At 29.8% G+C, this 12,806-nt stretch carries 10 protein-coding genes; 2 read left to right on the forward strand and 8 right to left on the reverse strand.

Annotated features, from left to right (window positions below; all coding sequences use genetic code 11):
- Positions 1-281 precede the first annotated feature (281 nt).
- The 4 genes from CLO1100_RS11795 to CLO1100_RS11810 form a co-directional block, all read right to left on the reverse strand.
- Positions 282-3,101, reverse strand: coding sequence for a hypothetical protein (locus CLO1100_RS11795; RefSeq protein WP_014313980.1), 2,820 nt, complete (start codon positions 3,099-3,101; stop codon positions 282-284).
- A gap of 471 nt (positions 3,102-3,572) precedes the next feature.
- On the reverse strand, positions 3,573-5,111 hold the full coding sequence (locus CLO1100_RS11800; protein WP_014313981.1) for a DEAD/DEAH box helicase family protein: 1,539 nt from the start codon (positions 5,109-5,111) through the stop codon (positions 3,573-3,575).
- 166 nt (positions 5,112-5,277) lie between these two features.
- Complete coding sequence (locus CLO1100_RS11805; protein ID WP_014313982.1) at positions 5,278-6,153, reverse strand: hypothetical protein; 876 nt, start codon at positions 6,151-6,153, stop codon at positions 5,278-5,280.
- Positions 6,154-6,251: 98 nt separating this feature from the next.
- Positions 6,252-6,749 carry a hypothetical protein gene (locus tag CLO1100_RS11810; protein WP_041700232.1) on the reverse strand — a complete coding sequence of 166 codons (498 nt, stop codon included), beginning with the start codon at positions 6,747-6,749 and terminating at the stop codon, positions 6,252-6,254.
- A 495-nt stretch (positions 6,750-7,244) separates the two neighbouring features.
- Between CLO1100_RS11810 and CLO1100_RS11815 the strand changes: the two genes are divergently transcribed.
- Positions 7,245-7,874 (forward strand): helix-turn-helix transcriptional regulator, encoded by a 630-nt coding sequence (locus CLO1100_RS11815; RefSeq protein ID WP_014313983.1) that lies wholly within the window; start codon positions 7,245-7,247, stop codon positions 7,872-7,874.
- A 118-nt stretch (positions 7,875-7,992) separates the two neighbouring features.
- Here CLO1100_RS11815 and CLO1100_RS11820 read toward each other — a convergent pair whose 3' ends face one another.
- Entirely contained in the window at positions 7,993-8,976 is a 984-nt protein-coding gene (locus CLO1100_RS11820; RefSeq protein ID WP_014313984.1) for a hypothetical protein, read from the reverse strand.
- Positions 8,977-9,160: 184 nt separating this feature from the next.
- Here CLO1100_RS11820 and CLO1100_RS11825 point away from each other — a divergent pair, with 184 nt between their 5' ends.
- Complete coding sequence (locus CLO1100_RS11825) at positions 9,161-9,373, forward strand: helix-turn-helix transcriptional regulator (protein ID WP_014313985.1); 213 nt, start codon at positions 9,161-9,163, stop codon at positions 9,371-9,373.
- 48 nt (positions 9,374-9,421) lie between these two features.
- On the opposite strand, the gene CLO1100_RS11830 is transcribed toward CLO1100_RS11825, so the two are convergent.
- From CLO1100_RS11830 to CLO1100_RS21090, 3 genes are all read right to left on the reverse strand, one after another.
- Positions 9,422-10,045 carry a hypothetical protein gene (locus CLO1100_RS11830; RefSeq protein WP_014313986.1) on the reverse strand — a complete coding sequence of 208 codons (624 nt, stop codon included), beginning with the start codon at positions 10,043-10,045 and terminating at the stop codon, positions 9,422-9,424.
- Positions 10,046-10,625: 580 nt separating this feature from the next.
- On the reverse strand, positions 10,626-11,258 hold the full coding sequence (locus tag CLO1100_RS11835) for a hypothetical protein (protein WP_014313987.1): 633 nt from the start codon (positions 11,256-11,258) through the stop codon (positions 10,626-10,628).
- A gap of 15 nt (positions 11,259-11,273) precedes the next feature.
- Positions 11,274-12,590, reverse strand: a complete 1,317-nt coding sequence (locus CLO1100_RS21090; protein ID WP_014313988.1) for a site-specific integrase — start codon at positions 12,588-12,590, stop codon at positions 11,274-11,276.
- Positions 12,591-12,806 lie beyond the last annotated feature (216 nt).

Genomic DNA, 12,806 nt, shown 5'->3' on the forward strand with positions numbered 1-12,806 from the left:
CTTTACAAATTAAATCTGTAATGCTATAATTGTTTGAGGAAGAAATAACCCTTTTCAAAAAAATAATATATAAGAAAGGTGCTGCCATAAGCAACACCCTCTATTGTAGTCCAATCGAAATGTCTTCACACTTCTCCTACTTCCTTATACTCAACTTTATCAAATTAGCTACAATGCAGTAATATCAAGGTTTTTAAGAGTTTCTGGGGCATGTTTTTATCTTCAAAATCCGCTATAAGCATTGATATTAATGGATAATTTTACATTTTCTAAATATGGAATTAAGATATTTTCTTTTTTCTTAATCTATCACTTTCACGAATCTTTTCTTTTGCACATCTCGGACATAGTTTCTGCCTATTACTTGTTTTTTCAAACCCTTCCCCACAGCTAGAGCATTGACTTAGGTTATCAGTCTTTCTAACCTTACCTGTTAAGTTACTCTTAATATTTTCGCAAAGATTATCATATACATAGCCACCCAAAATATCAAATAAGAAACTTTTACCATTCTCAGACTTTTTGGTGAATACATATTTTATAATAACATCAACTGCAAAATATACTTCTATTCCAAGAGCCGTTACTTCTTTGGCAAAATCTACAAGCAAACTCTGTTTAGATAATCTTGCCACTTCACGTTCATCAAGTTCCTGAATTTGATAAGAATTATTTTTATACGCTTGCTGCTGAAGGTTAACATATTTCTCATAAATTTCTATTACTTTACTATCAATTTCAATTTTGCTATTTTTCATCAGCTTGCGGTAATTGAATCTGGATATATTATCAAAATTGAAGTTGGTATATGGAATACCTTCGATAATTTTAGCAATCCTATCTACTGTACCATTTCCCCTTCCTAAACATTTACCACCATCATAATCTTTTGCAAACTTGAAGAAATATGGCATTTCTTTTTTTGACTTTAAAAATGTTTTCATACTTTTATTTATTTTTACAAAATCGAGGGACTTGGCGCTATCAATTGCGAAATTATTAAGAGCCGTTAGGATTTTTGCTTTTTTAAGCAATACTTTTTTTGTTTCAACGTCAGCTTCAGGATACTCATTCCATATTTGTGTCATTTTATTACTGTACTTTCCAACATTCCCAACCTTATAAGCATACGTTAGACTCTTATATATGTTTTCATTATTTATCACTTGGCTTCCCGCAACACCCATTTCATAAAAAAGCGGATTAATTCCTTGCATATTTCGCTTTGCTATTGTAATGAGGTTGTTTTGTCCGATAACCAGTAGCTTGTCTCCGTCACAGTCATACATCAAAACCTTACTTGCCAAATCGTGAATATTTACATATACTGCATTAGTAGTAAACCAGTCTCTATGTTCCTTTCGCTGTCTATTGTTAGTTATCCAATGCTCTTTATATAGACTAGGTGACCTATTAAGCAATATTTCTTTTTGAGGAAACATTCTACAATGTACTTCTTTAGCTCCAAGTATACCTTTGGGATTCTTTTTACCTTTAAATATAAACTCACAATATGCATATAAATCTGGTACAACGAATGTATATGTCCCATCAATTCTTAATTTTGCTACCTTTGTTGACTTTCTTATGCTCGTAAGTTTGCTTTCCAGTCTCTCCTTAACCCAACTGTCACGCATTATTGAAGGATATTTCTCAACACACATTGCTAGATTTGAATCCTCGTCATACCCAAGAACTTGAAGCATAGCATCAATTTTCGTATGAGCTTTTGTTATTAAATCCACTGTTGGTTGAGTCAGCTCTTGTAGTTCAGTATCAGTGATATCCGTTATTGTCTGTAGCATCTGATAACCATAAGTTGCCTTCTTATAGTAATATTTATCTTTACGAGTCTTAATATTTTCTTCAACATTACATTTACTAGCTTCGCATCCATACTTTTTGAACAGTTTTTTGTACATATCCCATCCTGTTAAAGCTGTTCCATTTTCAGCATTATATTTTTCGGCTATTGCTTTATAATATTTCCACATTTTGAATTGGCTTTTGCTGAAAATTATTTGAATATTGTCCTTTAATACATCGAATTCAGAACCAAAAATGTCCTTTACCATATAATTCCCACCATTTTCACTCTTGCACCAGCGTTTTATATTCCATACACCAAGAAGACCCTTCACCCATGGCAGCCTAACCATGAAGTTTTTATCTGATAATTCCGAACTAATCATTCCGCAGCCATCAATCTGATTTATAAGTATTTCTTTATTTTTTACATTAGGAGTAACTTCTAAATCTTTACTGATATAATCAACTGTACCTTTTACAACAGTCTCAAGATCATCACAAACAATACATCTATCAATATCAAATGATTCCCATACGTCAGTCGCTGAAAGTTGTAATGCCAAGTAACTTAACATTTTGTTTATATTGCAACCGTTATATTCAGATTCATTCATATCCTTAATATCAAGACCACACTGAATTTTACCTTTATACTGATTCCAAATAGACTCTTTGATAAAAAGTATCTTATGTTTTCTGATTTGTCCAGCACTAGAAGTCAGCGTTATGTAGCGTTCTCGATTCCAAATGAATCCATTATCTATAATAGATTTCATAATGCTTTGCTCATGTCCATCCACTATTTTTATAACGACAACTTTATCTGTTAAGTTATTCTTACCAAGTTCCAGAATCCTACTAAGTGAACCTTCAAAGACTGATATCGTATTATAATCAGTTAACTCTTTTGTCAGAACTCTATTATTGTTCTTTATCTTGTTAATAATAGTGATTAAATCCTTCTCAGCCTTCTTGATTTTCGTTTCAATCTCCTGATAAAATATATTATTTTTAAGAGCATTCTTATACATAGAAGCATTTCTTAGATGCTTATTTTTGTTTATAAATTGATTGAATCTCTTTTTGTCATATGATTTTAATTTAATAACATCTTGCCAGCGTGTATACTTCATTTTCATATTATCCTTATTAACTATCTCATATAAGGTAAAATTCATAATACCATACTTTATTTTCTTTAAATCGCTTAAGGTTTTATTAATCCTCTGTTCCTTTGATGTATAAAATACTCTTGTATCGACACTGTACATTTTGAATTGTTTATTTAACATATCTCATTTCCTCCTAGTCAAAAAAATTATATTTCTCCCCTTGATAGGGGAAAGGTAGCTGAAAAGCGGTTTTCTTTTCCGATACCCTAGGGGTGGTTTATCTTTTAATAAACTATAGTCTTGCAGACGGCTTTCTCCCCCTAGGATTTCGCAAACAAGTTTGCTCAATCTATCCCCCGCCGGGGGAAATATAATTTTTTTATTAATTTTTTTATTTATTAAAGTAATTTATATATGCTGGGGTTTGGGGCGAGCTAAAAATATTTGCAGGGGTAGCCCGTAGGGAAAGCAAATATTTAGCCCCAAGGTTTTGATTAATTATAATTATAAAATATTACTCTGTAATTCTCTTGTAATATATTCATATCAATTGCTCTGAGACATTTTACAGTGTTAAATTTATGGATAAAGCTATATAAAGAGCTTACTCCACATTTTTAGCACTTATAAAAACTATAGAACCCGATAAAATCAACTATTACAAGATACTTTATTAGTATTTTTACTAATTATCCAATAGGTCTTGTTAAAATTCCTATTCTTCTTACCGTTTTTTATTTTACGTCTATCTTGCTTGGGAATAATTTTGAATTGAAGATTATTACTATCAAAGTATGTGTTTAGTTGAGTATGACTTCTTTGGATACGACCCCTCTTATCTTTTAAACCTATACTATTAATAATTGTTTCTTGGTCTTTTTTCCATAGAGCCTTACCTTTATATTTATCAAGAAGTCTTTCTATTTCATCATTTTTATAATCTTCATCAATAAGTCTATAAGAATATCTTCCTTCATCGAAATCATAGAATCCTAATTCTCTAGCTAACAATTTACAATAGCCATAGTCTTTGTATGTATCAAGCATTATTGATATTTCTGCTAAATCAAATTTACACTTAAAGTACATCAGTTCATTAATTTTTTTAGTTCCCTTATCGTCCTCTGATACTATATCATCATATACAATATTACTAAAATCAATAGTTCTTCCAAATTCTTGAATGTATTCTTTTACTGTATGAGTTCTTAAATAGTCAGCCATTTTGATTTTATTTTTGAGCTGAGTCATTTTGCCACCTAATTGCTTATTTGTAACAGTTTTGATATACAAGTACAGCTTATCATCATCTGATTGGATACGCTTCCTGCCTATGCATTGAATTAGAGAGCCAATGTCATCCACATCTATAACTATGTGTTTTAAATTACTGTCAATGATATTTACTCCGGCATCCAAACATGTAGTTGTTATTAAAATGAGTTCTCCAAATTTCTCATTTTTAAGCATTGAGTCAATTTTATCTTGGTCTACATATTTGTAATGACTTCCGTTTCTCTTACTACAATTAAATAGGCAATGTTCTTTATATTTTAAATAAAGTTCGTATGCCTTTTTAGCTGATTGAATAAAGAATATACCCTTATCCTTTCTTGAAATTGCTTCTTCAATAAATTTTTCCATAGATTCGTCCTTATTAAAGAATGTCAAATTTTTTATAAAGTCGAAATTTATTTCTAATTCATAATCTATTGTTAGTATCTTCTTTACATTATTAATATAAGTTTTCATATCGTCACCTGTTGCACTCATAAAAATCCTACAACACTGTGTTTGAGATAATATCATATTTAAACTTATATCAGTTGTCTTAGAGAAGGCTGCATCTCCCATAAAATAATGAAATTCGTCGCAAACTATGTATTGATATTCACTAAAATCAAAATACTTTTTATATGTCTGGCTTAAAATCTCTAACTTTTGGTATGTCATGATGTCAATTACATCTGTTTTCTCTGCCTGTTTGATTTCCATCTGAAACTGATTAACACAATTTATTCTATGGATTAAAAATAGAATTTTTTTATTATTAGTCTTTGCAAAATTATACAAAGTATGTTTTACAAAGTATGACTTTCCTGCACCAGTAGGGGCTTTGATTGTTATAATTTCACTCTTCCATTGCTGAATATCTTTTATAGTGATTTTGTCACTTACTTTTTCTTTCATTAATCTCCTCCATTCAAATTATATTTCTTCATTCCGGCTCCGGCATAAATTATTCCGGCATGTACTTTGTTTTACTAGCTAGTAATTAGGGGACTGTCTATTTTTAAAGAAATAATACTGCATTTAAAAATACACAAATCCCACTTACTGGCTAAAATTCTATCTACTATTCTTCTTTACATGTTTGTGCCCATTCACATTCAATACATTCAACATACCAACCGTCATTTTCACCTACAACAGAGGATATTAAATGTACTTCACTTCCACAGTTAGGGCATTTTGTATATTTAGTATTAAGTAATTCAGAAATTTTCTTTGTTCTTTCGTTAGTATCTGCAAGCTTCCATTCCATATTATCCTCATCTGGTTCACACTCTTCACCAAAGAAGTTTTTAAGGATATCCTCATATACCCCCTCGTCATCATGCCCTGATTCAATTCTGCAAATACAGGATATTCTTGCTCCATCAATATAGTAGCTCATATCTTCTTTAATATTTATCATCTCAGAGTCAATATCATCAACATATTGTCCGACAATAAAGTCAATAAGACCATACCCTATTGGGTTCCACAGTACCTCCATATAATATTTCCCCTGTGACTTATCCTCGGAGGTATTTTCTTTGAATAGAAATTTGAATTCTCCTAGTCCATCAACAACCAACTCCATAAACCTACCCTGAATTTCTCTTGCTGTGATTGTTTCTGCATCAGGTTCATTATCACAGGTAATAATCCTTATGTAGAAACTTCCACCAGAAAATCGACCTTCTATGTGAGCAACATATTCAATTCCATCTTCTTGTATCTGAGATTCATCTAATAACATTAAGGTACCGTGCTTAACATTTTCATATTCTGCCGATATATCTCTCACCACAGAATACACAGCATCTTTAGCTGATTCTATAGACTGAAATACATCCTGAGTAACTACCTTTTGATTGTTATTCTTTATGGTTAAGCTCCATAGTAGTCTGTATCCCTTACAAGTATCAATAGTGGTTGTGTTTCTTCCGTTTATCATAGTTTTCATTATATTTTTCTCCTATCCTGGCTTAAATCTAAAGCCTATCACATGTTTTATTATTTGTAGGGGCAGGATGAACCTACCCCCCACCCATATATTTACTTTTATTTTGAAAGTACTTCAGAAACCTTCTCAAGTGCATTTGTAACATTGCTTATTGCTCTTTCCAACATATAGTTGTCATTTGGGTAAACCATATTGTTATTTTGAAATCCACCTGTCTGCCCAAAAACATTCATATTACTTAATACATCAGTTAAGCTATTGAGAGACTTTATCAATTCAATATGTAAATCCATATTGTGTGAATCAGCTTGCTCAATTAGTTCAAGATATAAGTGATTCAAAGTTTTTTCATCTGCTACAAATTCGCTATCTAATTCCGTAGTATTATTCTGATTATAATTATCAGCATACTTACATACTTTAGAGTTTCCTTCATTCAGAATTTTGATATCTTGTTCCTTATCATCTGTAGTAACAAATAATAAGTAACTTCTGCCATTACTAGCCTTAATTGTAATTTGATATACTCCATTTGTATCACATGCACCATTTTGATTTAAGTAGTTCTTAACCATTAAATAATTAATATTTCTCATTCATGAATCCTCTCTGGCTGTTCACTGGTAAGCCAACCTCACAATTTATCCTTGTATACTTACCCACTTTCGGGTATAATCTCTGTAACAAAATAATTTCTAATGTTCTTTCGAAGCCTCACATTGGTCTGATCATCTATGTGTGGCTTTTTTCTTTTATGTACTTTTCTGTGATGGACTTCTTATATAATTCATTGTTGTGAATCTCCTCCTGTTCATTAACGAAATTTTTATTACCTAAAATGAATAATTCTTGTTATTAATGGCAATAATTTCTTATCTGATTCTATAATATCATCATTATTTCAAAATTACAATATAAATTTCAATAATTTCAAAAATATTTTTGTCTATATTGAAATTCATAATAAAACCACTGTTTTATGACGTTTGTAGTTTTAAATTGAAATTACACATTTTTACTTATTTAAATTGACAAACATTCAAGTATTCTGTATATTAGTAATATAATAAATATTATGGAGTGGTATTGAAATGTTAAAACACAAAATAACCTTGACAACATCTATAAGTAATCGTGTAGCAGAATTACGAAAAGAAAAAGGACTCAAGAGTGCAAAATTAGCTACAGATATTGGGAAATCTAGTGGATGGGTTTCTTTATTAGAGAACGGTAAACTTAACACTGTTTTATCAAAGGACTTAGTAGTACTATTTGCATATTTACTTTCCATTTCAAATGATGAAGCAGAAAAATATATTGAAGATTTATTAAGCAAAGATTCTGAAAGTACTAATGAAAACCCAAATAGTGATGGTGGCGAAAATTATAAAGTTAGAGAATACAATGTTTTAATAAATGATAATGAATATATTAAAATGCTTAAAGATATTCAAAAAGGCTTTAAGTTTATTTTTGAAAACGCTAGCAATAAGGAATACGTTTTCCAAAATATTAAGAGATTCAATAATAATATGCATTTTGATTTAAGCTTCATGGTTGCTCTTAATGGAATCCCATTTTATGCACTTAAAAAAGTTCCGATTAAAGAAAAAGAAGTTCTTTTAAACGAAATAGCTGAGTTATTTAGTAAATATGTTGAAAAATATAAAGATGCTGAAGATGTCAAGGAAGATGACTATATTACTGAAGAAGATGATTAATAATATCAAGCACCCACTCAGAGTGCTTTTCTTTACCCTTACTCAAGAGGAGCAGTTAAAACCGCCCCTCTTATTTAATTGTAATTTTCTAGCATCTTGTAGAAACTATTCCTTAATATCATATAGCCGTGATAACAGCTTTTACTGCTTGACGATGCTTACTCATGTAACCAACAGGAATATCTTTTCTTATGAATAAGGAATCTTTGTAGGTATAACAATTACAGTCAGATAATTCTATATCCATCGAAGGCTCTTTATTTATCATGTCATATTGATTTGCTCTTATGACCTGCCAATCTAATTCTTTGCTTAATCCTGCTATATCTCTTAATGCTTTTAACATACGGCATTGTGATTCTGCCATTTGTTTATTACTATGCCAATTATCGTTACTTACATGATACACCCACTCCCAGCCGTTGCTAGGTTTTAAGTCTTTTTGAATCATATATAGCTTTCCACCGTAATTGCCGAAGGTGTCAGTAACGAAATACGAATAATTTCTAGGATTAATATACATACCACCTCTCCATTCGTGAACGGCTGCATAAAAATCATTCCAGTCCTTATTTCCAAGTGTCAAGTCATTTTCAACTAAATATGTAAGAACTTGCTCCTGCCTAAAGATATTGTTTTTTTGGTGAGTCTGGTTATAAATATTAACAAATAGACCTTCAACATCTTTATCAGGGAATTGTGTTTGGAGTTTAGTTATGTATGATTTTATACGAGGCTTTAAATCAATTTCTGATATATTCTTTTTATTATCAGGTATTTCAACTCTGCTTCTATCAAGCCAACCGAAATGATGAATTTTGTGCATTTTAAATACAAATTTCATTATGACCCATGATACACTTAAATCGTTTTTTCCCAGTGTTAATTTTTGTTCTTCAATTGTTTCAAGCAATTTTCCCCAAGCATCCGGGAATGTAAACATGAATACAAGTTCCTCAATTTCATCTGGTCTAAAATCGTTGTAACATGAGAATTTTAGATGGCTGTTACCCGTTTTTGTAAATCCTTGTTTTGTAAATAGGTTAGTAACCTCTCTCAGTGATTCACTTACATTTACATTCTGAATATTTAATCTTATCATAACATTTAACCCCTTTCGTTATTTAAAGTTTCATTAGCAACTATCATGGTTAAATTGTACTATCTTTAGTACGTATCATCAATAGTGATTTTGTACTATATTTAGTACGGACTTTTGTTTATTTTGTACTATGTTTAGTACGCATCATGTGATATACTATTATAGAAAGAGGTGATAAAAACCAATGCCAATATCATTCAAAAAACTTGAAATGCTGCTTAAATCAAAAGGCTTAAACATGTATTATCTAAGAAAAAATGGGATTAGTCCTTCTATTGTGGATAAATTGCAAAAAGATGAAGGGAATATTGATACCCGGACTATTACAAAAGTATGCGAAATCATTGGATGTCAGCCTGGAGATATAATGGAATATATTCCTGAATGTGATACATAAAATAAAGACTCCAATTTAGGAGTCTTTATTTTATGACAAGTAACTTATTTACCAGAAAATGCACATATTAAAATCATCATTCTCATTTCCATAAAGTGACCAGTTTATTATTGAATTTCTTCCCATTATTCTATATATACTTTCACGTAAGTTATATTGGGTTTTTACTGTCTGAAAATATCCATCTGTACAATTTAAAAATGGAATCATATGTAATCTATCCATATTTACTTTTGGGTTTTTACCAGAGGTTGAACCAAGACGTAATAAATCATTCCACCCAAATACAGTACTCCACCCAGCGATAAAAGCTCTTTTCCCTTTATATCCTTTGTCAATTTCATCACATAGCCAAAATATAGCGTTTGGAAATGAAGGTTCCCAATTTATTTTCTGTTTTCCAGACCCAACCTCCCAATTTCTCCAATATTTTACTTCCACTTCAAATTCATTGTAGTCAACAATTATGTCTTTACTTTTAGTTCCATGCATTGGATAACGAGCCATTTGTCTAAAAGGTGAACCTAATCTATAAGCTAAATCTGCTTCACAAAATTTATTATTTGCATAATCCTGCTTTTCTTCTAAAGATAATCCTTTTAAAATAAAATTAAATTCGTCAATAATAATTCTACATGTAGAGTCAAAATAATTTTTTATACTTGCGTCCATATAAATACCCCCAACGTTTTAGAATATAAGCAAGTATACAGGATAGTTTTAAAACCGTCAACCCCAGTAATATCAATACTTTCATGTCTAAATTTATATTTTTATTAACAATCAATTTGTATATATTGGAAGAATCAGTATTCGTGCATTAACCAGCCTTTGTTAAAATATTACATTGTTAATTATTTTCACTTTTTACTGGTTATTCCCTGTAATGGCTTACAGTAATAGGTTAAAAAATTTTTTAAATAGTAAAATTTAAGTGATTTCGATAGCACTTTATTCAATAAATTTATTTTATAATTAATGCTATGTTATTTTAAATTTCATAGACTATTTAAGCTAAAATCCTTATGGATGTACACATAACTTGAACATCCAAATTTTCTTATACTTATGTTTCTTATATCAGTTAATAAATAATAGTGGAAGGATTTACATCTTATTGACGGTTGCTGGAACCAATTTGGAAATTTTAGATTGTAATATATTTATAGGAATGTAAAACAAAACGCCCTCCGTTTTGGGAAGGCGTTGAGTGAAATACTTGATTCTTATTATGGGTTTTACGCTGTTACTTCTAAATGTCAATTATCTTCATGCGGAATTCATCCTGAATCTTTTCTCGTATTTCTTTTAATTTGGGCTGTGGGATTAACCTATAGGCAACTATATCTTGACTTTTACTATATTGTTTTTCTACATCTATAATGTATATATTTATATCATTAAGACAAAGAGTATCAATTAAATTTTCAATGCTATCGTTTGTTGAATTAAACACCATATTAGCACTTTTGATATATATTCTGGAGAAGGCATTTGACTTTTCGAACTGATATCCAACTTGTATATCATCGGCTATCATCGGTTCAGATGTAATTTTATAATTTGCTACAAAATCTGGGTTAATCTTATTAAGTAAATAAATAAATGGTGCTATCACGTGCTCATTTTCTTGAGGGTAATTCTTCATTTTAGCTATTAAAAAGTAAATTATTTTTTCTTTACTGTCTACTATATCTAATAAAATATCACTATGAATATCCTTGGCAAGCATATATTTTTCAATGGTTATTATTCCATTCTCAATTGCATAGTTAAATAAATTAATGTCCTCATCCTTAAAAATAGCACCTCTGCTTGTATTATACAGGTCTGTATTAGAAAAATCCACTTGTAATTCTATTCTATCAGCAAAAATATTGTTCATAAAAATCTCCTTCCGTTACCTTCCAAAATTTAGATCTCTTACTTCTTTCCCTAATTCTTCTTTTCGAGAATCTTCCCCATACTCTATTTTATAAAGCAAGTCAGAAATCATTTCTTTTAATTGACTAATATTATTCGCAAAACTTCCATGCATTTTTGCATTAGTCCGCTCATAAATTCTACCATCTTCTAACTGCTGAAGTTTATTATTAATTTTTTCTATCTCGATATTATACCTTTTTGAAATAGAGTATTTTATGTAAGCATCATCTATATTGAATATATTTCTATAGTACTCATTTTCTTTATCTCTTTTACATAAGTACTGATTTACATAATGGGTTGGGTCTTTAACAACACTTTTAATTTCATCAGCTTTTTCTTTACAATAATCTAATACCTTATCTCCATAACCAGTTAAGTCTTTAATAATTTTGATACTCATTCCAGCAGTCATCATATCAATAATAGCTCTTTTTGATAATCTTGCTGTAGCAGACCCCATTTCTTTATTCTGTCCGATATATTCATAAATCAAATTATTAAACGGTTTGTTAGTTAATGGCATACCATTAAAATCAATTAAAAAGAAATCATTATTATCATTAATTTTCTTTACCTGTATTAATCTATTTCTAATTTCATCCCTGTAATTAACTAGCTGTTTATATAATCTCTTAGGAATTTGTACAGAAAAACTCTTTTTTGTTTTCTTATTTTCAATTACTAAAAATTTATCAATTTTTGTACACTCTTTTTTCAAGCTCAGTAAAAGCCCAACTTTAATGCCAGTATAAGATAAAATTTTTGCCCCTAATGCAGATATATAACTTGTATATTTTCCATTATAGATATTAGCCTCTAAATCATTAGAATTAAAATTATCAATAATATAATCACATTCATCAATAAGTCTTTTTAGTTCATTACTGTCAATCTCTACTCCAGTCTTTTCTGTACTAATTGTTTTAGTACTAATCAACGAATTTATCTTTATATTTACCTTGTCTTCAAATCCATTATCTGTATTTCTATATCCAATTAATGATGCTAAATCTTTGTTCTTTTCAAAATTTCTTTTATCACAAAAAATAAAAAAATCCTTAACCGATGATATATAAAATCTCGCAGTATTTTCATATTTTATTTTTCTATCAGCAATATATATATCTAGACTTCTAAAAATATCAAATTCAGAAAGGGTTTCGAACTTACAATCATTTTCTCGTAAAAACCCTCCAAAAAACCTCAAAACATTTTCATAGATTGGTTTTGATGATTCAGATAGGTTTTCAGAATCAAGGAAGTCTTGAATTAGTCCATCAATATTCATAATTAACCCTCCATATTTACAATATTTACCTTTATTTTATCTTCCATATGTATTAATTGCAAGAAAATGTAAATAATAAATTGGGGGTGGCTATCCGTTAAGGGATGGAATGATGGACAAGAACAATTCTTCATCTTCTTTGTACGTCATTAAATACCTCTATAAAATAGATACCATATAACTTTTTGAGCCGTTTATTTGAGGGTGGCATATAAA

Source organism: Clostridium sp. BNL1100 (assembly GCF_000244875.1).
GTDB lineage: Bacteria > Bacillota > Clostridia > Acetivibrionales > DSM-1351 > Ruminiclostridium.